Source organism: Streptomyces sp. NPDC027962 (assembly GCF_055566095.1).
In genome coordinates, this window is the sequence record NZ_JBVHTA010000056.1 from 1 (window position 1) to 23,566 (window position 23,566).

The 23,566-nt window shown below is 71.8% G+C and carries 22 protein-coding genes and 1 pseudogene; 4 read left to right on the top strand and 19 right to left on the bottom strand.

Annotated features, from left to right (window positions below):
• Positions 1–123: 123 nt before the first annotated feature.
• From ACZ4SA_RS33545 to ACZ4SA_RS33555, 3 genes are all read right to left on the bottom strand, one after another.
• Complete coding sequence (locus tag ACZ4SA_RS33545; RefSeq protein WP_468281684.1) at positions 124–1,083, bottom strand: helix-turn-helix transcriptional regulator; 960 nt, start codon at positions 1,081–1,083, stop codon at positions 124–126.
• Between the two features lie 97 nt (positions 1,084–1,180).
• Entirely contained in the window at positions 1,181–1,981 is an 801-nt protein-coding gene (locus tag ACZ4SA_RS33550) for a hypothetical protein (RefSeq protein ID WP_468281685.1), read from the bottom strand.
• Complete coding sequence (locus tag ACZ4SA_RS33555) at positions 1,978–3,264, bottom strand: glycosyltransferase family 4 protein (RefSeq protein WP_468281686.1); 1,287 nt, start codon at positions 3,262–3,264, stop codon at positions 1,978–1,980. Before ACZ4SA_RS33555 ends, ACZ4SA_RS33550 begins: the two co-directional genes overlap by 4 nt.
• Positions 3,265–3,601: 337 nt before the next feature.
• Between ACZ4SA_RS33555 and ACZ4SA_RS33560 the strand changes: the two genes are divergently transcribed.
• Both ACZ4SA_RS33560 and ACZ4SA_RS33565 read left to right on the top strand, forming a co-directional pair.
• Positions 3,602–4,381, top strand: coding sequence for a hypothetical protein (locus ACZ4SA_RS33560; protein ID WP_468281687.1), 780 nt, complete (start codon positions 3,602–3,604; stop codon positions 4,379–4,381).
• Positions 4,382–4,734: 353 nt separating this feature from the next.
• On the top strand, positions 4,735–5,094 hold the full coding sequence (locus ACZ4SA_RS33565; RefSeq protein ID WP_468281688.1) for a hypothetical protein: 360 nt from the start codon (positions 4,735–4,737) through the stop codon (positions 5,092–5,094).
• 94 nt (positions 5,095–5,188) lie between these two features.
• On the opposite strand, the gene der is transcribed toward ACZ4SA_RS33565, so the two are convergent.
• The 5 genes from der to aroH all read right to left on the bottom strand — a co-directional run bounded on the left by der (position 5,189) and on the right by aroH (position 9,699).
• A complete protein-coding gene (der, locus tag ACZ4SA_RS33570) occupies positions 5,189–6,640 on the bottom strand; it encodes a ribosome biogenesis GTPase Der (protein WP_468281689.1) in 1,452 nt (483 codons plus the stop codon).
• A 48-nt stretch (positions 6,641–6,688) separates the two neighbouring features.
• Positions 6,689–7,348, bottom strand: a complete 660-nt coding sequence (locus ACZ4SA_RS33575) for a lysophospholipid acyltransferase family protein (protein ID WP_468281690.1) — start codon at positions 7,346–7,348, stop codon at positions 6,689–6,691.
• Positions 7,345–8,028: a (d)CMP kinase gene (cmk, locus tag ACZ4SA_RS33580; RefSeq protein WP_468281691.1), complete on the bottom strand. Its 684-nt coding sequence runs from the start codon at positions 8,026–8,028 to the stop codon at positions 7,345–7,347. The genes ACZ4SA_RS33575 and cmk overlap by 4 nt, the downstream gene beginning before the upstream one ends.
• Positions 8,029–8,254: 226 nt before the next feature.
• Positions 8,255–9,340, bottom strand: a complete 1,086-nt coding sequence (locus tag ACZ4SA_RS33585) for a prephenate dehydrogenase (protein WP_468281692.1) — start codon at positions 9,338–9,340, stop codon at positions 8,255–8,257.
• Complete coding sequence (aroH, locus tag ACZ4SA_RS33590) at positions 9,337–9,699, bottom strand: chorismate mutase (protein ID WP_468281693.1); 363 nt, start codon at positions 9,697–9,699, stop codon at positions 9,337–9,339. The genes ACZ4SA_RS33585 and aroH overlap by 4 nt, the downstream gene beginning before the upstream one ends.
• A 135-nt stretch (positions 9,700–9,834) precedes the next feature.
• Between aroH and ACZ4SA_RS33595 the strand changes: the two genes are divergently transcribed.
• Complete coding sequence (locus ACZ4SA_RS33595) at positions 9,835–10,164, top strand: DUF952 domain-containing protein (protein ID WP_468281694.1); 330 nt, start codon at positions 9,835–9,837, stop codon at positions 10,162–10,164.
• Positions 10,165–10,279: 115 nt separating this feature from the next.
• The gene (locus ACZ4SA_RS33600) at positions 10,280–10,693 is read left to right on the top strand and encodes a Rieske (2Fe-2S) protein (protein ID WP_468281695.1); all 414 of its coding nucleotides are present in this window, start codon (positions 10,280–10,282) and stop codon (positions 10,691–10,693) included.
• A gap of 33 nt (positions 10,694–10,726) precedes the next feature.
• Here the strand turns inward: ACZ4SA_RS33600 and ACZ4SA_RS33605 are convergent, their stop codons facing one another.
• The 11 genes and pseudogenes from ACZ4SA_RS33605 to ACZ4SA_RS33655 all read right to left on the bottom strand — a co-directional run.
• A complete protein-coding gene (locus ACZ4SA_RS33605) occupies positions 10,727–11,758 on the bottom strand; it encodes an ADP-ribosylglycohydrolase family protein (protein ID WP_468281696.1) in 1,032 nt (343 codons plus the stop codon).
• Positions 11,755–12,528 carry an NUDIX hydrolase gene (locus ACZ4SA_RS33610; protein WP_468281697.1) on the bottom strand — a complete coding sequence of 258 codons (774 nt, stop codon included), beginning with the start codon at positions 12,526–12,528 and terminating at the stop codon, positions 11,755–11,757. Before ACZ4SA_RS33610 ends, ACZ4SA_RS33605 begins: the two co-directional genes overlap by 4 nt.
• Entirely contained in the window at positions 12,525–13,595 is a 1,071-nt protein-coding gene (locus tag ACZ4SA_RS33615) for an AAA family ATPase (RefSeq protein ID WP_468281698.1), read from the bottom strand. The genes ACZ4SA_RS33610 and ACZ4SA_RS33615 overlap by 4 nt, the downstream gene beginning before the upstream one ends.
• The gene (gene pnuC / locus ACZ4SA_RS33620; protein WP_468281699.1) at positions 13,592–14,245 is read right to left on the bottom strand and encodes a nicotinamide riboside transporter PnuC; all 654 of its coding nucleotides are present in this window, start codon (positions 14,243–14,245) and stop codon (positions 13,592–13,594) included. Before pnuC ends, ACZ4SA_RS33615 begins: the two co-directional genes overlap by 4 nt.
• 204 nt (positions 14,246–14,449) lie before the next feature.
• The gene (locus tag ACZ4SA_RS33625) at positions 14,450–15,553 is read right to left on the bottom strand and encodes a pseudouridine synthase (protein ID WP_468281700.1); all 1,104 of its coding nucleotides are present in this window, start codon (positions 15,551–15,553) and stop codon (positions 14,450–14,452) included.
• Positions 15,553–16,173: an SMC-Scp complex subunit ScpB gene (gene scpB, locus ACZ4SA_RS33630; protein WP_468281701.1), complete on the bottom strand. Its 621-nt coding sequence runs from the start codon at positions 16,171–16,173 to the stop codon at positions 15,553–15,555. The genes ACZ4SA_RS33625 and scpB overlap by 1 nt, the downstream gene beginning before the upstream one ends.
• Complete coding sequence (locus ACZ4SA_RS33635) at positions 16,170–17,498, bottom strand: segregation and condensation protein A (protein WP_468281702.1); 1,329 nt, start codon at positions 17,496–17,498, stop codon at positions 16,170–16,172. Before ACZ4SA_RS33635 ends, scpB begins: the two co-directional genes overlap by 4 nt.
• A 47-nt stretch (positions 17,499–17,545) precedes the next feature.
• The gene (locus tag ACZ4SA_RS33640; protein WP_468281703.1) at positions 17,546–18,148 is read right to left on the bottom strand and encodes a hypothetical protein; all 603 of its coding nucleotides are present in this window, start codon (positions 18,146–18,148) and stop codon (positions 17,546–17,548) included.
• Positions 18,133–19,347 carry a ParA family protein gene (locus tag ACZ4SA_RS33645; protein WP_468281704.1) on the bottom strand — a complete coding sequence of 405 codons (1,215 nt, stop codon included), beginning with the start codon at positions 19,345–19,347 and terminating at the stop codon, positions 18,133–18,135. Before ACZ4SA_RS33645 ends, ACZ4SA_RS33640 begins: the two co-directional genes overlap by 16 nt.
• Positions 19,348–19,686: 339 nt before the next feature.
• Complete coding sequence (gene ald, locus ACZ4SA_RS33650; RefSeq protein WP_468281729.1) at positions 19,687–20,799, bottom strand: alanine dehydrogenase; 1,113 nt, start codon at positions 20,797–20,799, stop codon at positions 19,687–19,689.
• A 144-nt stretch (positions 20,800–20,943) separates the two neighbouring features.
• Positions 20,944–22,920, bottom strand: a pseudogene (locus tag ACZ4SA_RS33655) (tetratricopeptide repeat protein); the annotation flags it as partial.
• Between the last annotated feature and the right edge of the window lie 646 nt (positions 22,921–23,566).

The following is a 23,566-nucleotide window of genomic DNA, read 5'->3' on the forward strand; positions in this document are numbered from 1 at the left end:
AGATGTCTCTCCGCCCTTTCGAACGGCCACTGGCCCTCCTCGGACTCAGCTGACCAGCACCGCCCCCAGAACCTCAGACTTTGCAATCACCCTGGCTGCCGTGGGGCCAAGAGCCCGCCGCCGCTACGGCAGCGCGCGGGTCAGGCGGTCGCGCAGATCCCTGATGCGGTCCGTCAGTTCCGGCGGCTCCACCACCTCGAACTCGACTCCCAGGAGCAGCACGTGGATCACCATGACGTCCAGGCTCGCGGCCCCCGTGCGCAGCAGGCAGGTGGTGTCGTCGATCGCTTCCAGGACGCCGTCGGACGGGCCGATCGTCCGGGCCGCCCGGTCCGCGGAGGTGTGCAGGCGGATGACCGCCCTGGCCGCGTACGCCCCGATGGAGACGCCCTTGGAGACGTAGGCGGCGAGGTCCTCCGCAGGCGGGGTGCGCGGGGTGAAACGGGGGCCGTGCGGTGGCTTGGGGGTGATCCGGTCGGCCCGGAAGGTACGCCAGTCCCCGCGGTCCACGTCCCACGCGACGAGATACCAGCGGCGCTCGGTGCACACCAGCCGGTGCGGCTCGACGGTGCGGCGGGTCGCGGAGCCGCCGTGGTCACGGTACTCGAAGCGCAGCCGCTCGCTGTCCCGGCAGGCATTGGCGAGCCCGGTGAGCACGCTCGCGTCGACGGTCGAACGCTGCTGCCCGCGCAGCATCGGCACGGTGAAGGAGTTGAGCGCGCTCACCCTCCGTCGCAGCCGGTTCGGCAGCACCTGTTCCAGCTTGGCCAGGGCGCGTACGGAGGTCTCCCCGATGCCTTCGATGCCCTGCCCCGCCGCGGTGCGCAGACCCACGGCGACGGCCACGGCCTCCTCGTCGTCCAGCAGCAGGGGCGGCAGCTCGGCACCCGCGCCGAGCTGATAGCCGCCGCCCGTTCCGGGGCTGGCGTTGACCGGGTAGCCGAGCTCGCGCAGCCGGTCCACGTCCCTGCGGACCGTGCGCGGAGTGACGCCGAGCCGGTCGGCCAGGTCGGCACCGGACCATTCCCGGTGTGCCTGCAGTAGAGAGAGCAGACGCAGCAGTCGTGCCGAGGTTTCCAACATGGCGGGGAGTCTGCCAGGACTTGAGGACAGTTTCTGTCCTCAGCCGGATCCCGGCATCAGGAGCGGATCCCCGCTGTCAGGGCCGGACCCCTGTGTGTCAGGCCGCCGCCGTGACACGGACGCAGAGGTCGTTGTCCCCGGAGTAGCAGGCCACGGCCTGGTAGGTGGCTGTGCGCTGCTTCGGATAGACGAAAATGGACTTCTTGTCCCAGACGTCGTCCAGGATGCGGGAGATCCGTACCCGGGGGGCGTCCGACGCGGGACGCAGCCACAGCTCCCAGAGCCGCTCCTCGCCCGTGGCGCCCTCGGCGATCGGTCCGTACGGCAGGGTGAAGGCGAACGTCCTGCCCTCGCCGCTCACGGGAACCTCGTGCACCCGCTCGCCGGACCGCAGGCGCGCCTCAACGACCGCGCCCTCCCCCAGCTCCGTGCCGTACAGCACGCCCTCGACGGACATCGCGCCCTGCTCGGGGGCGAAGCCGATCGCACCGGCCTCCGCGTGCGGGGTGCGGACCCAGCAGCGCACCGCGAGCCGGCCGTCGGCGGTCGGATAGGGGACGCGCACGGCGATCCGGCCGGAGTGGGGTTCCTGGTCGACGAGGGCCCGCAGGTCCCGTATGCCCGGTTCCAAGGCCTCGCCGCTCTCCGTGTACACGTCCCAGCGCCCTTCGGCGAGCTCGACCGTGCTGGGCAGGCCGGCCCTCGGGAAGCCCTCGCCGGACGCCGTCAGCGGCAGTCGCAGCTCGTCCGCGGGTCCGTTGCCACCGCGCCTTTTCAGGACGAGGGCCGCGTCGTGCGCGCCGGCGCCGGCCACGTCGAAGGTGATGCCGCCGGCCGCGTCGGCGACGCAGTCGGCGCGTGGCGTCGTGCGGCGCGTAGACGTGGTGGGCGTGCTCATGAGCTCTTCTTCCTTCTGCGGATCAGATCCGCGGCAACATAACGCAGGGAATAGGCCGCGTCATAGAGCGAGCTCCGTCCCCGGTGCAGCGCCTCGCGCAGCGCGCTGCGCGAGCGACTGCCCTCGCCGCGCGCGACGAGCTCGGTGAACAGCGCCTCGTGGCGTCGGGCGATCGGCACGGGATCGAAACGGGCGGAGGCGGTCAGCGCCGCGCTTCCCATACGGAGCCGCAGTGCGTCGTCGTCGATCAGTCCGAGCAGCGCGTCGGCAATCGCGTCCACGTCGCCGACGGGAATCAGCCGGCCGTCCACGCCGTCCTCGATGATCTCGCGGGGGCCGTGCGGGCAGTCGGTGGAGACGACGGGCAGGCCGCAGCGCATCGCCTCGACGATGGTCATGCCGAACGACTCCAGGCTGGAGGTCACCGCGGCGACGGAGCCCTTGACCCACTCCGGTTCCAGCGGGTTCGCGGGGCCCATGAGGAAGACATGGTTGTGGAGCCCCCGCTCCTCGATGAGGGTGCGCAGCGCCTGCTTCTCGTTGCCGGTGGCGTCACCGCTGCCGTAGATCCGCAGTCGCCAGTCGGGGCGGGCGGCGACCACCTTGGAGAAGGCCTTGACGAGCAGGTCGTACCGCTTGACCCGGGTGAGGCGGCCGGCCGCGACAACCCACTTCGCGGTGCCCGCCGCGGGCGCGACGGACGGGGCGGGCACGCTGTTGGGCACCGCCTCGATCCGCACGCCGGGAAGTTTCAGCCGCTCGCGGTAGGAGCGGGCGTCGGCCTCCGTGACGGTGGTGATCGCGTCGAGCAGGGTGTAGCGGTGGCCGACCTCACGGCGCAGCCGGTAGCTGTGGCTGTCGAGCGTCAGGTGTTCCTGCCCGACGCGCACGACGCCGCGCCGTGTCTGCCGGGCGATGTGCACGTTCAGGCCGGGGCGGGTGCCGACGACGATGTCGGCGTCGAGGGACGCCAGATGAGCCGCGATCCGGGCGTCGGTGAGGCGGCTGTACTGCTTGTGCCGGCCGTCGCCGCGCGGGAAGACCTTGGCGGGCCGCTTGGCGAGCGGGGCGTCGCCGTCGTAGCCGGGGCTCTTCTTCCGGAGATCGACCAGGTGCTTCATGGTGACCCCGGGGGGCGCGCCCATCGCCGGTTCGTCGCGGTGGCGGAAGACGGAGACGATCTCGACGTCGTGCCGCTCGGCGAGCGTGCGGGCGAGAGTGAACGTCGTCCGGATCGTCCCGCCGATGCCGTAGCCGTTGTGGAGCAGAAATGAAATGCGCATGCTTCGCCGCGTCCCCCGGGTCCTGCCGATGCCCCCTGGTCGGAGGGCATGCGTGTACGCCTTGACTCTACTTGCCTGCGGGGGCCGGTAATTGATGTGCGGTCGGTCGCGACCCGTCGAGAGGAGCGGCAGCACACCGGCCGGACGTACGAACTGCCTGCTCCGCCACCCGACAAGGCCGGCTGACGGCGCATCAACGGGCTTCGGCTTCGCCACGCACCACGACACGCGCCATGAATCGTTGCCCGTTCACGCGTGACCACCGCCGCAGATCACCCGTTGACCCTGTCGAGCCGGGAACCGCCCGGCACACACGATCAAGTCCGAGGAGCCACCCGTGCCGCGCATGCTCGACGTCAGCGAGGACGTACGCGCCGAGATCGGCGACGAAGAAGCCGACCGGCTGCTCGCCGGCCTGAACGCCCCGGGCAGCTACGACTGCACCTCCTGCCGCACCCCGGGCGACTCCGAGCAGGAGCGGACCAGCACCGTGCTGTTCGTGGGCGACGAAACCGCCGTACTGGCCTTCGCCCACGCCACCTGCATCCCGTCGCAGGTCGTGCAGGTCGCGGAGGACCAGCTCCAGGGCGCCGTCCGCTCCATCACGGGCGAGGAGCAGCGGATCCCGGGCGCCGCCCCCCAGCAGGCCGTACTCGGCGTCACCAGTGGCCTCATCCTGTTGGACGGCGAGGTGCACCCGGCTCTTGTCGTGGAGCCGACCGCCCCGATCGCCCGGCCGGGCACGAGCGGCAGCGGCGGCGACGACTTCCTGCCGCTCCTGATCGAGCAGGGCTTCCTGCCCGTCACCGATGTGAACCAGCGTCCGCCCCAGCTGCCCGGCTGGTCGGTGCTGGTCGCCATGGGGCAGCTGCACGCCGTTCTCCAGCCCGGTACGGGCGGTGGCAGCCCGGTGGCCTGGTGGCAGGCGCACCAGCCGCTCCAGGTCACGGAGGGCTGGCGGACCGCCGCGAGCAGGACGCGCACGGTCCTGGTCTTCGCCGCTCCCGTGGGCTCGATCGGTCAGCAGCCGCGCGAGGACCTGCTGCGCGACGCGCTGGAGAAGGCGGCGGCCGGCGGGCGCCTGGTCGCCGCCGCGATGCCGCTGGCGGGTACCTGAGCGCTCACCGGTCCGCAGCGCCGCCGACGAGGGGTCTGAGCCGTCGACGGGGCCGCAGCGCCGCCCACGACTGACCCGCGTCGGAAACCGGGACCACCTGGACTGCCACCCGCCGCGCCCAGGACCACGGGGGTGTGTCTGCCGACCGGCCCGGCAGGCGCGCACGACGTACGCCGGGGAGTGCGCTCCCCCGGCGTACGTCGTGCGCGGGCCCGCGCGCGGGCGGCGCTCCGGGCCGTCCCCCGGAAGAATGCAGCTGCTCGCAGCCCGCATCCGTGGGACGGCGGCGTCGTTGCACGTACGTGCACTCATACGACCCCTCCCCCCAGCCGTTCCAGAGCCAGATCCCTTCCATGCGCTCCGCGCGCGACGGGTCGGCGGGCCACTCGGCCACGCCGATCTACGACGCGCTGTACTCCGAGTACCTCAGGGCGTTCAGGACGCTGCCGGGCGACCGCAGCGGAGAGGAGGACCTCGGCTTCAAGGCGTTCGGGACGGGGCTGCACACCGGTCGGGGCGGCTTCTACGGCTACGGAAGCCATGTGAGCCCTGCCGTTCACCAAAGCCACGGGGGCTACGGGGCTCACTCGGCCCATCCGGGGAGCCACTCGAACTCCACCGGCCACCAGGGCGGTTGGCACTCCCATTCAACAGGCAGGCACTCGGCGCACCAACCCGCGGCGCTGCCGCCGGCCCCCCGTAAGGGAATCTGACCAGGGGATCCGACCCGCGCAGAACGCCGAACGGCGCTGTCCTCGGACCGTCGAACACGGTCCGGGGACAGCGCCGTTGACGACGGCCTGCCGACTACTTCTTGGTGCGGCCGCGCTTCTCCCGCACCCGCACCGAGATGTGGATCGGGGTGCCCTCGAAGCCGAACTCCTCGCGCAGCCGGCGCTCGACGAAGCGCCGGTAACCGTGCTCCAGGAACCCGGACGCGAAGAGCACGAACCGCGGCGGCTTCGTGCCGGCCTGCGTGCCGAAGAGGATACGGGGCTGCTTGCCGCCGCGGATCGGGTGCGGGTGGGCGGCGACGATCTCGCCGAGGAAGGCGTTCAGCCGGCCGGTCGGGACGCGTGTCTCCCAGCCCGCGAGGGCCGTCTCGATCGCCGGGACCAGCTTCTCCATGTGGCGGCCGGTGAGCGCCGAGACGTTCACCCGCGGCGCCCAGGCGACCTGCTGCATCTCGGTCTCGATCTCGCGCTCGAGGTAGTAGCGGCGTTCCTCGTCGAGGTCGTCCCACTTGTTGTAGGCGACGACGATCGCGCGGCCCGCCTCGACGGCCATGGTGATGATGCGCTGGTCCTGGACGCTGATGTTCTCGGTCGCGTCGATCAGGATGACAGCGACCTCGGCCTTCTCGACGGCGGCGGCCGTGCGCAGCGAGGCGTAGTAGTCGGCGCCCTGCTGGAGGTGGACACGCTTGCGGATACCGGCGGTGTCGACGAACTTCCAGGTGACGCCGCCGAGCTCGATCAGTTCGTCGACCGGGTCGCGGGTGGTGCCGGCGAGTTCGTTGACGACGACCCGCTCCTCGCGCGCCACCTTGTTCAGCAGCGAGGACTTGCCGACGTTCGGACGGCCGATCAGGGCGATGCGGCGCGGGCCGCCGACGGCGGTGCCGAAGGTCTGGGCGGGCGCCTCGGGCAGCGCTTCGAGGACGGCGTCGAGCATGTCGCCCGTACCGCGGCCGTGCAGCGAGGAGACGGGGTGCGGCTCGCCGAGGCCCAGTGACCAGAGCGCCGTGGCGTCGGCCTCGCCGCTCGGTCCGTCGACCTTGTTGGCGCAGAGCACGACGGGCTTGCCGGCCCGGCGCAGCAGCTTGACGACGGCCTCGTCGGTGTCGGTCGCGCCGACCGTGGAGTCGACGACGAAGACGACGGCGTCGGCGGCCTCGATCGCGTACTCGGCCTGGGCGGCGACGGAGGCGTCGATGCCGAGGACGTCCTGCTCCCAGCCGCCGGTGTCGACGACCTTGAAGCGGCGGCCGGCCCACTCGGCCTCGTAGGTGACACGGTCGCGGGTCACGCCGGGCTTGTCCTCGACGACGGCCTCGCGGCGGCCGATGATGCGGTTCACCAGGGTCGACTTGCCGACATTCGGGCGGCCGACGACGGCGAGGACGGGCAGCGGGCCGTGCCCGGCCTCCTCGATCGCGCCTTCGACGTCCTCCGCGTCGAAGCCCTCTTCCGCGGCGAGCTCCATGAACTCCGCGTACTCGGCGTCGCCGAGCGCTCCGTGGTCGTGCTGGTCGTTCATGAAGTCCGTTCCTCGTTCGTCACTGAACCGCGTCACTTGGGCGGTCCATTACTCAAGTCTGGCCCAGCGCCCTGTGAGGCGCTTGGCGTTTTCCAGGTGGGCGGTGAGCCGCTCCTGGATGCGCACGGTCGCTTCGTCGAGCGCCTTGCGCGTACGGCGTCCGCTGCCGTCACCGGCCTCGAAGGCCTCGCCGAAGACGACATCGACCTTGCTGCGCAGCGGAGGCAGCCCCCTTATCAACCGTCCGCGGCGGTCGGTGCTTCCCAGCACCGCGACCGGGACGATCGGGGCGCCGCCGCGCACCGCGAAGTACGCGAGCCCGGCGCGCAGCGAGGCGAAGTCGCCTTCTCCTCTGGTGCCCTCGGGAAAGATGCCGAGGACGCCGCCGTTGTCCAGCACACCGAGCGCGCTGGTGATGGCGGCGCGGTCGGCGGTCATACGGTCCACCTTGAGCTGCCCGATCCCGGTGAGGAACGGGTCCAGAGGACCGACGAACGCCTCCTTCTTGATCAGGAAGTGCACGGGCCGGGGCGCGGTGCCCATGAGCATCGGCCCGTCGATGTTGTGCGAGTGGTTCACCGCAAGGATGACCGGCCCGGTTGCCGGGACCCGCCATGCGCCCAGTACACGCGGCTTCCACAGCCCGTACATCAGCCCGATGCCGATGCCCCGCCCGACAGCCGCGCCCTTCTGCGAGGGTACGGTCACTTGGCGGCCCGCTTCTCCTCAACGAGGGTCACGACGCACTCGATGACCTGCTGAAGGGTGAGATCGGTGGTGTCGACCTCGACCGCGTCGTCCGCCTTCGCGAGCGGCGACGTCTTACGGCTGGAGTCGGCCGCGTCCCGCTTGATCAGGGCCTCGCGGGTGGCCGAGACGTCCGAGCCCTTGAGTTCGCCGCTGCGGCGGGCGGCACGGGCCTCGGGGGACGCGGTCAGGAAGATCTTCAGGTCGGCGTCGGGTAGCACGGTGGTGCCGATGTCCCGGCCCTCGACGACGATCCCCTTCTCGGCCGCCGCGGCGATGGACCGCTGCAGCTCGGTGATCAGGGTGCGCACCTCGGGCACGGCGCTGACGGCGCTGACCTTGGAGGTGACGTCCTGCTCGCGGATGGGCCCGGAGGCGTCGAGACCGTCGACGGTGATCGTCGGCCTGGCCGGGTCGGTGCCCGACTCGATCACGGGCTTGCCGGCAGCGCTCGCGATCGCGGCGGGGTCGGACACGTCGATGCCGTTGCTGATCATCCACCAGGTGATCGCTCGGTACTGCGCGCCGGTGTCGAGGTAGCTCAGCCCCAGCGCGGACGCGACGGCCTTGGAGGTGCTCGACTTGCCCGTGCCGGAGGGGCCATCGATGGCGACGATCACGGATTCCACGGTGTCGGACACCTTCCAGGTCGGTGGGAGTGGGCGGGCGGGAGCGCCGAATCACCCAGCACAAGGTTACCGAGTGCTGACCACCGCTTCTGCACCCCTCCACCGGGGCCGGCCCCAGGGGCCCCTCGGGCCCCTGTCACAGGGCGGGTTCGGGGCCCTGCGAGGGGCCGGTCGGGCACTGTGCGTGGATGGTGCCCGACCGTCGGCTACTGGTGGCGGCGGCTGCTGGCAGCCTCGGCTACTGGCGGATCGACCAGCCCCGCTCCCGCAGGGCCGCCGTCAGGAGCGTCGCCGCCGTGGGTTCGACCATGAGCTGGACCAGGCCCGCCTGCTGCCCCGTCGCGTGCTCGATGCGGACGTCCTCGATGTTCACGCCGGCGCGACCGGCGTCCGCGAAGATGCGGGCCAGCTCGCCCGGCTGGTCGCTGATCAGCACCGCGACGACCTCGTACACGGCCGGCGCCGCGCCGTGCTTGCCGGGCACCCGCACCCGGCCCGCATTGCCACGGCGGAGGACGTCCTCGATGCCCTCGGCGCCATCCTGACGCTTGGACTCGTCGGAGGACTGCAGGGACCGCAGCGCACGGACCGTCTCGTCGAGGTCGGCCGCCACCCCGGCCAGCACATCGGCCACCGGGCCGGGATTGGCGGACAGGATCTCCACCCACATCCGCGGGTCGGAGGCCGCGATACGGGTCACATCCCGGATGCCCTGCCCGCAGAGCCGTACCGCGGTGTCGTCGGCCTCCTCGAGCCGCGCCGCGACCATCGAGGAGATGAGCTGCGGAGTGTGGGAGACGAGCGCGACCGCCTTGTCGTGGGCGTCCGCGTCCATGACGACGGGGACGGCCCGGCACAGCGCGACGAGTTCCAGCGCGAGGTTGAGGACCTCGGTGTCGGTGTCGCGGGTGGGCGTCAGCACCCACGGCCTGCCCTCGAAGAGGTCCGCGGTGGCCGCCAGGGGACCGGAACGTTCCTTGCCGGACATCGGATGCGTACCGATGTAGCCGGACAGGTCGATGCCGAGCGCCTCGAGCTCCCGCCGCGGGCCGCCCTTGACGCTGGCGACGTCGAGGTAGCCGCGGGCGACGCCGGACCGCATGGCGTCGGCCAGCGCGGTGGCGACGTGCGCCGGCGGCACGGCGACGACAGCCAGATCGACGCGCCCCTCCGGAGGCTCCTCCGTTCCCGCGCCGAGCGCGGCAGCCGTACGGGCCCGCTCCGGGTCGTGGTCCGTCAGGTGCACGGCGACCCCTCGGCCCGCGAGGGCCAGCGCCGCGGACGTGCCGATCAGTCCGGTTCCGATGACGAGCGCGGTTCTCACTGGGCGATGTCCTTGCGAAGGGCGGCTGCGGCGCCGAGGTAGACGTGGGCGATCTCCGACTTGGGCAGGTCGGACTCGACATGGGCGAGTACGCGCACCACACGCGGCATGGCTCCGACGATGTCCAGCTCCTGCGCGCAGATCAGCGGCACGTCGACGATGCCGAGCTTGCGCGCCGCGGCGGCCGGGAAGTCGCTGTGGAGGTCGGGGGTCGCCGTGAACCAGACGCTGATCAGATCGTCGGGGACCAGACCGTTGCGCTCCAGGATGGCGGTGAGCAGCTCGCTGACCTGCTCGTCCATGTGTCCGGCGTCGTCCCGTTCCAGCTGGACGGCTCCACGGACCGCTCGTACCGCCACGTCGTGCTCCTTAGTGCTTGCCAGTGCCTGCCTGCGCGGGTGCTCCGGGTTTCAGCGTAGTCAGCGTGCGGCGGGACGGCCGCGGCGACCGCCCTGCGAGACGGACCGCGGGCCTCTCTGCGCTACAACTGGCGCATGATCTTCCATGTCGTGCCCGCGGCCGAATGGACCGCCGACCCCGGGCACCCGTACGCCCCCGCATCGCTGGCCGCCGAGGGCTTTGTGCACTGCTCCGCCGACGAATCCACGGCGCTGGCCGTCGCGGACGCGCACTACCGCGAGGTGTCGGAGCTGCTGGTCCTGGTCATCGACGAGACGCGGCTGGGAGCCGAGGTCCGCCGTGAGGGGACCGGGGGGCGGTTCCCCCATGTGTACGGGCCCGTGGAGCGGTCGGCGGTCCAGGCCGTGATGGCGGTCCGCCGGTGCGCGGACGGCCACCCTCGTCAGCTCGCCCACTGGGGATGAGCAGCACACCGGGCCGGCGGGTGGACACGCTGCCCGGGTGCTTTCTTCCCGCCGCTTCTGAGGTCAGGATGCTCGTGACCCCGAGCGGATCGGGCCACGAGCTGAGGAGACTGTCATGGACACTCGCCGACGGACGGTCCTGGCGACGGGCGCGGCGGGCGCCGCCACCCTGGTGACGGGCTGCGGGGGCGGGGACGGCGGCGGGGACGCCCCTGCCACGCAGCCGCCGGGCACGCCCGCGGGTGAGGAACTCGCCAGCACCGCCGACATCCCGGTCGGCGGCGGAAAGGTCTTCGCCGACAGGAAAATCGTCGTCACCCAGCCGGAGGCCGGCCACTTCAAAGCGTTCTCCGCGGTCTGCAGACACCAGGGGTGCACGGTCGCGAGCGTGACCGACGGCATGATCAACTGCACGTGCCACGGCAGCAAGTTCCGCATCGCCGACGCCTCCGTCGCCGACGGTCCGGCCACGAAGCCGCTGTCACCGGAGCAGATCACGGTCGCCGGGGACTCGATCCGGCTGGCGTAGCCCGAGGAGCCCCAGGGCTGTTCGGGTCATGGATCACGCGTCCCAGAGCGCCCCCAGCGTCACGAGCTCCCCCCGGTACTCGATGCGGTCCGCCCACTGGCTGGGCCATGCGCGGGCTCCCAGGTGGGCGCCCGCGAAGGCGCCGGCGAGGCAGGCGATGGAGTCGGAGTCGCCCTTGGTGCACGCGGCACGGCGCAGGGCCGTCAGGGGTGCCTCGGGGAACATCAGGAAGCACAGCAGGCCCGTGGCGAGCGCCTCCTCCGCGATCCAGCCGTCGCCGGTGGCGAGGCAGGGATCGAGCTCCGGCTCCGGCGTGCGCAGCGCCGCGGCCAGCCGCTCCAGGATCTGCAGGCACTCGTCCCAGCCGCGTGCGATGAACGCCTCCGGCGTCGGGTCGTGCGCGTACGTCCACAGGTCGCCGAGCCAGCGGTGCAGATAGCGGCTGCGGTTCTCGTACGCGTACGAGCGAAGCTGGCCCGCCAGACCGGTCGGCTCGGCGCCCTGCGCCAGCAGGTACACCGCGCGGGCCGTGAGGTCGCTCGCGGCGAGCGCCGTCGGGTGGCCGTGGGTGAGTGCGGCCTGCAACTGCGCCGCGCCGGCGCGCTGTTCCTCGCTCAGGCCCGGTACGAGGCCGACGGGCGCGACGCGCATGTTGGCTCCGCAGCCCTTGGAGTCGATCTGGCTGGCTTCCTGCCAGGGCCGGTCGCTGTCGAGCTTCTGGCAGGCGACGAGGCAGGTGCGGCCGGGGGCCCGGTTGTTCTCCGGCGAGTGGTACCAGGCGACGAACTCGTCGCGCACCGGCTGGACGAGCCGGGACGCGACGAGCAGGCCGCGGGACATCGCCGTGCGGATGCCGCGTGCGAGGGCGAGCGTCATCTGGGTGTCGTCGGTGACGATCGCCGGCGTGGGCAGCTCCATCTGCCGCCACGGCCCGCACTTCGCCAGGATCGACGGCACGTCGTTGAACTCGGTCGGGAAGCCGAGCGCGTCGCCGAGCGCGAGCCCGGTCAGCGAGCCGGTGGCTGCCTGCTTGGTGATGGTCCTGGTGCTCCTCGTGGTGGTCATGTCTGCTGCCGTCCCTCCGGTCGCAGGAGTGGTGGGTGCAGGGCGGACGCGGATCCCGCCCGGTAGAGCGCGGCGGGTTTCCCGCGGCCGCCGGTGCGGCGCGGCTCGCCCTCGACGGCCTCGACGAAGCCGGGGGTGGCGAGGACCTTGCGCCGGAAGTTGGGACGGTCGAGTTCGACGCCCCAGACGGTCTCGTACACCTGCTGAAGCTCGCCGAGCGTGAACTCGCGCGGGCAGAAGGCGGTGGCGAGACAGGTGTATTCGAGCTTGGCGCCGATGCGTCGCAGCGCGTCGGCGAGGATCCGGTCGTGGTCGAAGGCGAGCGGAGCGAGATGGTCCCCCCGGTCGAAGGCCGGGGGAGACGCGGCCTTCGGCATCGGGGTCCACCGGGCACGCGCAGCGTCGCCTCCACCGCGCGGCTCCGGCAGGTCCGGTACGAGCGCGGTGTAGGCGACGGAGACGACACGCATCCTGGGGTCGCGGTCGGGGTCGCTGTACGTGCGCAGCTGTTCGAGGTGGAGGTCGGCGGCGGTCTGCTCCGTCAGGCCGGTCTCCTCTGCCAGTTCACGGCGGGCGGCCGTCTCGGCGGACTCCCTGGGCAGCAGGAAGCCGCCCGGCAGCGCCCAGACGCCCTGGTAGGGCTCCTGACCGCGTTCGACGAGCAGGACCTGCAGCCGTCCTTCCCTGACGGTGAAGACGGCGAGGTCGACGGTGACGGCGAAGGGTTCGAAGGCGTACGGGTCGTAGCCCGCCGGGGGTGTGGCGCTCATGGTGTCTCCGGAAGAGGGTCGGCGAGATCCCAGCCTTCGCCGATCAGTGCGTCGACGGCTGCGACGGCGGTGGCGAGCCGCCGCTCGTGCGGTCCGGTGAGTTCGACGGTGCGGCGGCCGGTGCGGGCCAGCTCCTCCCGGAAGCGGTCTGTCATCCAGGGCCGCAGGTGCTCTCCGTCGCGCAGGCCGTCGTCCTCGAAGCCGACGCCGGTGTGGTCGGTGAGCAGCCACAGGTGCTGTCTGCGCGGTTCGGGCGCGGCGGGGCAGGGGCCGCCCATGTAGCGCTCGTGCCAGATGGTGGTGGCGAAGGCGTCGGTGTCGCAGAAGACGACGGGCGACCCGGCCCGTGCCGCCTCCTCCTCCAGCTGTGCCTGCCGCCGTGCGATGAGCGGGAACTCCTCCGACGCGAACGTGACCTCTTCCCAGCCCGCGCCCGGGCGCAGGGTCCGCAGTGCGGCCAGCTTGTGCTCGCTGAACTCCCGCCCGTACTCCGGCACACAGCGGGTCCGTGTCCACACTCCGCCGCGCCGCCGGTAGTGCTCGGCGAGGGCCCAGGCCATCGTGGTGGTGCCGGTGGACTCGGCGCCGAGGACGACCACGCGGCGGGCCAGTGCGGCGCGCACCGGCGGCTCGAGGAAATCCCAGCAGCCGACGGGGTCCTTGCGCACGGCGGTCCCGGAGACCGGGAAGACACTGCGGCCGGGGTCGACGCAGACGGACTCGGCGCCGAAGCGGCGGCCCAGCTCCACTCCGTACGCCTCCGAGGTGAAGACGGCGTCCACGCGTCCTGGCACGGCGGCGCGGAAGACGGCCATGTGCGCGTCCCAGACGGCGGGGTCGTTCACGTCAACGGGGATGTCGTCGACCGCGCCGACGACCCGTACTCCCGGGTGCACTTCGCGCATCCAGGCCACCCGGTCGTCGAGCGACAGCGACTCCACGGAGGCGGCGCACACGAGGACGGTGAGGCGCTCACAGCGGTCGGCCGCGGTCCGTACGAGATGGTGGTGGCCGGCGTGCGGCGGATAGAACTTGCCGAGGACCAGGCCGTGTCCGTAGCGCTTCATACGCTCGCCCCCACTGCGTCCGGCTGCCGTGCGGACACGTCGCGGGACCAGTTGCGCAGGCCGACGACGCACAGGGTCATGAAGCCGACGTAGAGCAGGGAGGTCAGATAGAGCTCCTTGTACGCGTACAGCGGCACGTACACCACATCGGCGGCGATCCACAGCCACCACGACTCGACGCGCTTGCGGCACTGGCCGTAGGTCGCCATCAGGGACAGGGCGGTGGTCAGCGCGTCCCAGAAGGGGACGGTCGAGTCGGTGGCCCGGTCGAGGAGAACGGTCAGCGCGAGAGTCCCCACCACCCCCGCCGCGAGCAGCCAGGTCCACTCGGTGCGGGTCGTGCGTCGCACCGGCAGAACGGCAGAGCCTGGGCCACCCCCGTGGGTCCAGGTCCACCAGCCGTACACGGCGAGGGTGATGAAGACGACCTGCAGGCCGGCGTCGGCGTACAGGCCCGCCTGGGTGAAGAGCAGGATGAAGAAGATGTTGTTCGCGATGCCGATCGGCCAGTTGGCGATGTGCTGGCGGGCGACGAGCCACACGCAGAGGGCACCGCTGCCGAAGCCGAGGAACTCGGTCCAGCTCACCGGGGTTTCGAGCACGGTGAACAGGGGCTGCTGCAGGGGCAGAAGAAGTTCCGCGAGGCTCACGCCGGCTCCTTAATAGTCATATTGACTATAAAGCGTCCGCGGCGGTCGCCACAAGCCCGTAAGACGGCGAAGAGCCCGCGACCTGGGAGGTCACGGGCCCTTTGTGTGCTTTTGTTCAATTACGGGTCGGCTTCCCGGCGGCCGACTTCTGGACGGCCGACTTCTGGACGGCCCGACCACCTACAGGCCGGCACCCTGCACTTCCTACAGGCCGACTTCCTTCATCAGCATGCCGACCTCGGTGTTGGTCAGCCGGCGCAGCCAGCCGGACTTCTGGTCGCCCAGCGAGATGGGACCGAAGGAGGTCCGCACCAGCTTGTCGACCGGGAAGCCCGCCTCGGCGAGCATGCGGCGCACGATGTGCTTGCGGCCCTCGTGGAGCGTGACCTCGACGAGGTAGTTCTTCCCGGTGTTCTCGACCACCCGGAAGTGGTCGGCCCTGGCATAGCCGTCCTCGAGCGGGATGCCGTCCTTGAGCCGCTTGCCCAGTTCGCGCGGCAGCGGCCCCTGGATGGCGGCGAGGTACGTCTTCTTCACGCCGTACTTGGGGTGGGTGAGGCGGTGGGCCAGCTCGCCGTGGTTGGTGAGCAGGATGATGCCCTCGGTCTCCGTGTCGAGCCGGCCGACGTGGAACAGCCGGGTCTCGCGGTTGGTGACGTAGTCACCGAGGCACTGGCGGCCGTCGGGGTCCTCCATGGTGGAGACGACACCGGCGGGTTTGTTCAGAGCGAAGAAGAGATGCGACTGGGTCGCGACGGTCAGGCCGTCGACCTTGATCTCGTCCTTCTCGGGGTCGACGCGGACGCCCTGCTCGATCACGATCTTGCCGTTGACCTCGACCCGGCCGGCGTCGATCAGCTCCTCGCAGGCCCGGCGCGAACCCATGCCGGCGCGGGCGAGCACCTTCTGCAGCCGCTCCCCCTCCTGGTCACCGAAGGTCTTGGGAGTCTTGATCTCCGGCTTGTTCGCGTAACGCTCCCGGTTGCGCTCCTCGGTCCGGGCGTCGTACTCACGCGAACGCGCGGGAGCGGTGCGGCCGCCGCCGCGCTGGGGCGACTGCCTGGGGCCGCCCTTGGCCCCGCCGCGGGCCGCGCCACCGCGCCCCTTCTTCGGCGCCTCCGGCGAGCCGCCCACGTCGTAGCGGCGCTCCTCGGGACGGGGCTTGCCCGCACGCTTCTGCTGGTCGTCGCGGCTGTTGCCGGCACCCCTGTAGTTGCCGCGCCCGCCGCTGTTGCCGCGGCCGCCGCTGTTGCCACCACGGCTCCCGCCGTTGTTTCCGCTGCTGTTCCTGCCGCTGCTGCTTCGCATCAAAATTCCGTCTGATTGTTTGAGTGTCTGGCTGCGTCGTCTGTCTCCGGAGCGTCCGGATCGAACGACGGAACGCCTTCCTGCGTCTCGGCCTCGATCGCGTCCGCCTCCGGTAGGAAGGGGGCGAGCTCCGGAAGCTCGTCCAGGCCGCGCAGGCCCATCCGCTCCAGAAAGTAGTTCGTCGTCCTGTACAGGATCGCACCTGTTTCGGGTTCCGCTCCCGCCTCCTCGACGAGACCTCGCTGAAGGAGGGTGCGCATGACGCCGTCGCAGTTCACTCCGCGCACCGCGGAGACCCGTGCCCGGCTCACGGGCTGCCGGTACGCGACGACCGCGAGAGTCTCCAGGGCGGCCTGGGTGAGCCGTGCCTGCTGCCCGTCGAGCACGAAGCGCTCGACGGCGGCGGCGTGCTCCGGGCGGCTGTAGAACCGCCAGCCGCCCGCGACGAGCCGCAGCTCGAAGCCCCGGCCCTGCACGGTGTACTCGTCGGCGAGCTCGCGCAGCGCGTCCGACACCTGCCGTCTCGGGCGCTCCAGCACCTTGGCGAGGTGCTCCTCGGTGGCCGGCTCGTCGACGACCATGAGAACGGCCTCGAGTGCGGGCTTGAGGTCCTCGCTCATGGCTTCTCCTCCACGACTTGATCGAATTCGTCCGTCACCGTCACCGACTCGGCTTCGGCACCGGCCCAGACCACCGTCAGCTCCCCCAGGGCCTCCTCCTGGTCCAGCGCGACGGCCTTCTCGCGGTAGAGCTCCAGCAGGGCGAGGAACCGGGCGACGACGGTCAGGGTGTCGTCGACGCCGTCCGTCAGCTCCCGGAAGGTGGCCCGGCCGCGCGCCCTCAGCAGTCCGACGACGACCTCGGCCTGCTCGCGGACGCTGACGAGGGGCGCATGGATGTGGTCCACGTACACCTGGGGTTTCGGCTTGGGCTGCATGGCCTTCACCGCGAGCCTGGCGAAGCCCTCCGCCCCGATGCTGATGACAACGTCGGGCAGCAGCTCGGCGTGATGGGGCTCGAGCCCGACGGTACGCGGGAACCGCCTGGCCTCCTCGGCCAGCCGCCCGTCGAAGATCTCGGCGATCTGCTTGTACGCGCGGTACTGGAGCAGCCGCGCGAAGAGCAGGTCCCGCGCCTCGAGAAGTGCGAGGTCGGCCTCGTCCTCCACCTCGGCGGCGGGGAGCAGCCGGGCGGCCTTGAGGTCGAGCAGCGTCGCGGCGACGACGAGGAACTCGGTCGTCTGGTCGAGATCCCAGTCCGGCCCCATGGCGCGGATGTACGCCATGAACTCGTCGGTGACCTTGGAGAGCGCGACCTCGGTGACGTCGAGCTTGTGCTTGGAGATGAGCTGCAGCAGCAGATCGAAGGGCCCTTCGAAGTTCGCCAGCCGCACGGTGAACCGCCCGTCCCCCTCCGGGGCCCCACCCGCACCCGGCTCGCTCGCGCCGCCCCCCGACGCGTCCTCGGCGCATGCCGCACCCGGCTCAACGGCCACGGCCGCCCCGCCGGCGCGCAGCGCGCGATCCTCGACACCGGGCACGCCAGGCTCGGCGACCGGGCCCACCCCGACACCGCCCAGCGCACGATCCTCGGCGCGTGCCGCACCCGGCTCAACGACCAGGGCCGCCTCCACGTCGCCCTCGCCGCCGCGCAGCGCGTAGCCCTCGTGACCCGGGGGCTCCGCCCCGGACGCGCAGTCCTCCGCGCCGGCCGCGCCGGTCTCAGAAGCCTGGTCCACCCCGACACCGCGCAGCGCGCGAGGCTCGGGGCCCGGGGGCCGTGCCCCGGGCGCACGGTCCTCGGGGGCAGGGGGCTCGCCCCCGGTTTCGCCCGAGGCGCCGACGGGCGCAGGCGCAGGGGCGGGCTCCGACGGGGGCGACGTGCCCGGGCCCCGGCCCAGGGCGCGGCGGCGGGAGGGGCGGGGCGGGTCGTCGTTCGGGGGCATGTGGGTCCAGGGAGCGGGAGGAACAGGCGCGCCCGCAGGCTATCCGGTCAGCGCCCCCGCAGGCGTCTCACGAGGATGCTCGCGTCGCCCCGCTGCTCCAGGTCCGCGAGGACCACCGCCACCGCCTCGCGGACGATCCGGCCGCGGTCGACGGCCAGGCCGTGCTCGCCGCGGAGGACGAGCCGCGCGTGCTCGAGGTCCATGAGTTCCTCGGCGGAGACGTAGACCGTGATCTTCTCGTCGTGGCGTTCCCGTCCGCTGGGCCGGCGGTTCGCGCCACGGCCCCGCCGTCGGGGCGCGGCCTCCTGGGCGGCGCCCCGACGGGCCTGGGGCGGCGTCGCGGACCCGGACCGGCCTGCGGCGGCCGCTGCGTCAGTGGACCGGCTGCGGCCTTCCCCGGAGGATTCCGCGTCCGCCGCGGAGTGCTCCTCGGACGCGGGGGGCGCGGACGCCTCGCCCGACGCGGACGGCCGGGACGACGACTCGGCGGCTGCCGAGTCGTCCGGCTCGCCCTGCGTCGGCACCCGCGGCTCACCGCCCGCGTTCCCGTTCGCGTTCGCCTGCTTGCGCGGGGACGACGCCTGCAGCGCCATGCCCCCGGTCGTACGGAACAGCTCGTCGGCCCCGGGCAGACTCACTCGGCGTGACACCGGGCGAGCACCTCCCTGGCGAGCTGGCGGTATGCGGCGGCGCCGACGGAGTTCGAGGCGTACGTCGTGATCGGCTCACCGGCGACCGTGGTCTCCGGGAAGCGGACGGTCCGCCCGATCACGGTGTGGTACACGTGGTCGTCGAACGCCTCGACGACCCGCGCCAGCACCTCGCGGCTGTGCACGGTACGCGAGTCGTACATGGTGGCGAGGATGCCGTCGAGCTCCAGCTCGGGGTTGAGCCGCTCCTGGACCTTCTCGATCGTCTCGGTCAGCAGCGCGACTCCGCGCAGCGCGAAGAACTCGCACTCGAGCGGCACTATGACCTTGTGTGCCGCGGTCAGCGCGTTGACGGTGAGCAGGCCGAGCGACGGCTGACAGTCGATCACGATGTAGTCGTAGTCGGACATCAGCGGCTTCAGTGCGCGCTGCAGCGTCGACTCGCGCGCGACCTCGCTCACCAACTGCACTTCCGCGGCGGAGAGGTCGATGTTGCTCGGCAGCAGGTCCATGTTGGGCACAGCGGTCTTGAGGAGAACCTCGTCGGCCGACATGCCGCGTTCCATGAGGAGGTTGTAGACCGTCAGGTCCAGCTCCATGGGGTTCACGCCGAGACCTACGGACAGCGCGCCCTGCGGGTCGAAGTCGACGAGCAGCACGCGTCGTCCGTACTCGGCGAGTGCGGCGCCCAGGTTGATGGTCGACGTCGTCTTGCCGACGCCGCCCTTCTGGTTGCACATCGCGATGATCTTCGCGGGGCCGTGGTCGGTCAGCGGGCCCGGGATCGGGAAGTACGGCAGCGGGCGTCCGGTGGGGCCGATCCGCTCGCGGCGCTGGCGGGCAGCGTCGGGCGCGAGGGTGGCCGCGTACTCGGGATCGGGCTCGTACTCGGCATCGGGGTCGTAGAAGTGCCCCTCGGGGACTTCCTCGTAGGCGGCGAAGTGGGTGGACTCTCGGCCACTCTCGTTGCCGGCCGTGGCGTTCACGTGTTGGCCGTCCATCGTCTTCATCGTGTGGGCTGTCGTCATGTGCGTCGTGTGCTGGTGCGTCGCGAAGGGGCGGACAGCGACGGAGCCGACAGCCTCGAGACCGGACGACGGGCCCTGGCCCGCCGCTGGGGGCACCTCCCCCACGCCCCCGGGGCGTAGGGGGGGAGTTCCTGGTCGGGCACGCCCGGGAGTAAATGTCGACTCATTCACAAGTCGTCTTACCTCCTTGGATGTGACCAGGAAACTTATCGATAGGTCAGCGTGGCACCATGCCGACGATTGGCGACTCTATGGCGTGTCACCGGTCCGCAGCAACACAATCCGCCGGACCCGGCCCGATGTGTCGGCAATCGAACACCCCCCTGTCAAGGGCGCACAGCCTTCTTCGCGTGCCTCCGCCCACACGTTTCAGGGGCACGCGAAACGGTTAAAGGGTTACGTTCGACGCGAGTTGACCGAGAGCCGTAAAGCGGGCGGAGACGAGTCCGGCCGGACCTTGCTGGGCAAGGTCCGGCCGGACTCGTGATGTTGACGGCGCGGGTTGACCGGTCAGCCGAGCAGCGTCAGCAGTTCGACGTTCTCGAGGCCGTGCGCCTCCGCGACCTCGCGGTAAACCACCTTGCCGTCATGGGTGTTGAGGCCCCTGGCGAGCGCGGGGTCACGGCGCAGCGCCTCGACCCAGCCGTTGTTGGCCAGCGACACGATGTAGGGCAGCGTGGCGTTGGTCAGAGCGTAGGTGGAGGTGTTCGGCACCGCGCCCGGCATGTTGGCCACGCAGTAGAAGACCGAGTTGTGCACCGGGAAGGTCGGCTCGGCGTGCGTGGTGGGACGCGAGTCCTCGAAGCAGCCGCCCTGATCGATTGCAATGTCGACAAGTACACTTCCGGGCTTCATCCTGGCGACGAGCTCGTTGGTGACCAGCTTCGGCGCCTTGGCACCGGGGATCAGAACGGCGCCGATGACGAGGTCGGCGTCGAGGACGGCCTTCTCGAGCTCGAAGGCGTTGGAGACGATCGTCTGCACCTTGGTGCCGAAGACCTTGTCCGCCTCGCGCAGCTTGTTGATGTCCTTGTCGAGCAGGGTCACGTGGAAGCCCATACCGACGGCGATCTGCGTGGCGTTCCAGCCGGAGACGCCGCCGCCGATGACGACGGCCCTGCCGGCCTGGGTGCCGGAGACGCCGCCGGGGAGCACACCGCGGCCGCCGACCGAGCGCATGAGGTGGTACGCGCCGACCTGCGGGGCCAGCCGGCCCGCCACCTCGGACATCGGGGCGAGCAGCGGCAGCGTGCGGTTCACCTCGACGGTCTCGTAGGCGATCGCCGTGGTGCCGGACTCCAGCAGGGCGTCGGTGCACTCGCGGGAAGCGGCGAGGTGCAGGTAGGTGAAGAGCGTCTGGTCCTTGCGGAGGCGGTGGTACTCCTCCGCGATGGGCTCCTTGACCTTCAGCAGCAGGTCGGCGGTGGCCCAGACCTCGTCTGCCGTGGGCAGGATCTGCGCGCCTGCGGCGATGAACTCGTCGTCCGTGATCGAGGAACCGACACCGGCGTTCTGCTCGATGAAGACCTGGTGACCATGGCGCACGAGCTCGTTCACGCCGGCGGGGGTGATGGCCACCCGGAACTCGTTGTTCTTGACCTCGCGGGGGATGCCGACCTTCACGTCGATCACGGTCCTTGACTCAGGGGATATATCGGTCGATGACACGCGTACCCAGCTACGCACAGGCATACCGGGACACACCACGAGAGGACGTGGTGCAGCCAGTCTAATGAAGGATTTCTCGCTGTCTAGCCTTGCAAAGCATTAATCTTCGAGTGAACTGCCACGGATTTCGTAGGTTGAATCCTCTGTTTCCAGCAGTCCTTTGGCGGCCATCCGGTGCAGCCCCGCAGCCGCCGGGTCGCCGAGCCTGTCGAGGGTGTCGGCCAGCCTGAGCTGCAGCGCTGCCTGCAGCCGTACGTCACCGGCCCGGCACGCCCACTCCACCGCCTCCCGGCACGTGCGCAGCGAATCCTCGTGCCGGCCGGCGTACTCCTGGACACGAGCCGCCTCGCTCAACGAGCGTGCCTGGGAGGGCAGATCGCCGACCTTGCGGTGGCCCGCGACCGCCGCCCGCCAGTTGCGCAGCGCCTCGCCGTACTGGCCCGCGTATGTGTGCACGGTGCCGAGCCGGCCGCACAGCCGCGCCTCGTCGGCGCGCTCGCCGCGCGCCTGACGCTGGGCGAGGGCCCGGCCGTACCAGTCGGAGGCCCGCTGCCAGTCCCCGATCTCCTGGTACGCGCCGCCTACGGATTCCATCGCGCGGCCGGTCGCGTACGGGTCGTTCGCGGCACGCCCCGCGTCGAGCGCGGCCCGGTAACGGGCCAGCGCGTCCCCGATGCGGCCGGTCTGTGCGTCGAGGTCCCCGAGATTGAGCAGCGCGGCGGCCTGCTCACGGTGCAGCCCGCGGCGCTCCGCGACATCGAGGACCAGCTGATGCAGTCCGTACAGCTCGGGGGCCGCCGCCTCTGTCCCCCAGTGCGCGACCAGCGCCCTGACCAGGGCCGCGACAAGCCTGCGCGCCAGGGTGTCCAGCTCGCCGTCCTCGACGGCGAGGCGCGCGGACGCCAGCAGCTCGGCCTGCCGGTCGCGCAGCCACCGCCTGGCCGCCCACGCCGAGGTGAAGCGCAACGCCCGGGGCAGCGCGGCGAGCTTCTTGCGGGCCGGGGAGTCCTCCGGCTCGGTGGCCGCCCGGCACGCCTGAAGGCGTCGTACGGTCCGCTCCAGCATCCTCGCCCGCGCCAACTGCACCTCGGCGGGCCGATCGGACGCCGCCAGCAGCGCCCGCAGCAGCGGCGCGAGCGCGCCCGGCACCTCGAAGCAGTCCTCGCGGTGCCGGACCAGCCCTAGATCGGCGAAGCGCTCAAGTGCCTCCTGACCAGCCGGTACGGAGCAGCCGGCCAGCGCGGACGCGGTGTGCGCGTCCGCCAGTCCCGCAGGCGCGAGCGCCAGCAGCCGCAGGGCCCGCGCGGCGGACTGCGGGAGGGACTCGTACGCCAGCCGGAACGCACGCGCGAGCGGCCTGGCCCCGGCGGGCTCCTTCTCGTCCGGCGGCAGACCGCGGAGCTGCTTGGCCGCATCCGCGACCGAGGCGTTGGGGCGGGCCGCGAGCCAGCCGCCGACCAGCACCAACGCGGCGGGCTGGCCGCCGCACTCCTCGACGACCGCTTCCGCGGCCTGCGGGTCCACCGTGATCCGCACGGACCCGGTGAAGGTGGTGAGCAGCTCGATCGCGGACTTCGCGTCCATGCCGCCGAGCGTGCACGGCCGTACGCCGGGGATGCCGGTGAGCGGGCCCCGGGAGACCGCCACGACCAGGCAGTCGGGATTCTGCGGCAGCAGCAGGTCGACCTGCTCGGCGTCGGCAGCGTCGTCGATGAGCAGCAGCACCCTGCGGTCGGCGAGTGCCTCGCGCACCATTTCGGTCAGTTCGTCGTCGCCTGCGCCGGGCGGCGAGGCGATGCCCAGCCGGTCGAGCAGCCCGCGAGCCGCCTCCTCCATCGGTACCGGCCGCCCGCCGGGCTCGGTGAGCCGCACCCGCAGCACACCATCGGGGTAGCGCCCGCCGAGCCTGCGGACCAGTTGCTCCGCCAGCGCGGTACGCCCCGCGCCGGGGCGCCCGGCGATCAGCAGCACGCGGGCGCGGGGCGTCTTGCGCCCGGCGAGCGTGTCGAGCCCGGCACACTCGATGTCGTCGAGCAGAGCCTTGAGCTCCCGCTCCCGCCCGAAGAACGGCCCCCCGCCATGCGGGGGCTGTGCATCGGGCCGGCCATCCGAACGGGAGGGGCCGCCGGTGGGCCCGGTCGAGGCGCCCCCGTCCGCACCGCCGTCCCCCCGGCCTCGATGGCCCTCGTGCCCGCCCTCGGTGTCCCCTCCGGAGGGCTCCCCCGAGCCGTCACCGACCCCGATGCCGCGCACGGCCGTCCCGTCCAGTCGACCGCCGGACTCGTCGTCGCGGTCCGACCTGGCCGGGTCGTCCGACTCGGCCAGGTCGGGGGCGTCGACATGCTCTTCCGCGGCGACCCGGTCGCAGGCGCCGGCCCGGTCGCCCGGGGCGACCCGGTCGTCAGGTTCAGCCCCGTTGTGGGCGTCGACCCGGTCGAGGGCTGCCAGGTCGCGGGCACCGGCTCCGTCGGGCGAGCCGGCATCGGCATGGGCCCGGTCGGCGACATCGGCCCGCTCGAGGGCGCCGGCCCGGTCCCGGTCCCGGTCCCGGTCGGCCCGCCCGGCCGAGGCTGCATCGCCACAGGCGCCGCCCGGGGCGAACCGGTCGTCAGCGGCGGCCTGGTCGTCCGGGACGGACGCTTCAGGCGTGGAGCCGTCGCGACGCACGCGCCCAGGTGCGGGAAGGGTGGCGGTGTGCTCGGGTGGGGCCGGCCGGTCGGGG

Coding starts and splice junctions, on each gene's coding strand:
- ACZ4SA_RS33555 (WP_468281686.1), bottom strand. CDS start 3,264: ATGCGCATTTCATTTCTGCTCCACAACGGCTACGGCATCGGCGGGACG.
- ACZ4SA_RS33610 (WP_468281697.1), bottom strand. CDS start 12,528: ATGAGCGCCACACCCCCGGCGGGCTACGACCCGTACGCCTTCGAACCC.
- ACZ4SA_RS33605 (WP_468281696.1), bottom strand. CDS start 11,758: ATGACCACCACGAGGAGCACCAGGACCATCACCAAGCAGGCAGCCACC.
- ACZ4SA_RS33615 (WP_468281698.1), bottom strand. CDS start 13,595: ATGAAGCGCTACGGACACGGCCTGGTCCTCGGCAAGTTCTATCCGCCG.
- ACZ4SA_RS33600 (WP_468281695.1), top strand. CDS start 10,280: ATGGACACTCGCCGACGGACGGTCCTGGCGACGGGCGCGGCGGGCGCC.
- ACZ4SA_RS33545 (WP_468281684.1), bottom strand. CDS start 1,083: ATGTTGGAAACCTCGGCACGACTGCTGCGTCTGCTCTCTCTACTGCAG.
- ACZ4SA_RS33635 (WP_468281702.1), bottom strand. CDS start 17,498: ATGCCCCCGAACGACGACCCGCCCCGCCCCTCCCGCCGCCGCGCCCTG.
- der (WP_468281689.1), bottom strand. CDS start 6,640: ATGAACGACCAGCACGACCACGGAGCGCTCGGCGACGCCGAGTACGCG.
- scpB (WP_468281701.1), bottom strand. CDS start 16,173: ATGAGCGAGGACCTCAAGCCCGCACTCGAGGCCGTTCTCATGGTCGTC.
- ACZ4SA_RS33625 (WP_468281700.1), bottom strand. CDS start 15,553: ATGCGAAGCAGCAGCGGCAGGAACAGCAGCGGAAACAACGGCGGGAGC.
- ACZ4SA_RS33595 (WP_468281694.1), top strand. CDS start 9,835: ATGATCTTCCATGTCGTGCCCGCGGCCGAATGGACCGCCGACCCCGGG.
- ACZ4SA_RS33565 (WP_468281688.1), top strand. CDS start 4,735: ATGCGCTCCGCGCGCGACGGGTCGGCGGGCCACTCGGCCACGCCGATC.
- ACZ4SA_RS33550 (WP_468281685.1), bottom strand. CDS start 1,981: ATGAGCACGCCCACCACGTCTACGCGCCGCACGACGCCACGCGCCGAC.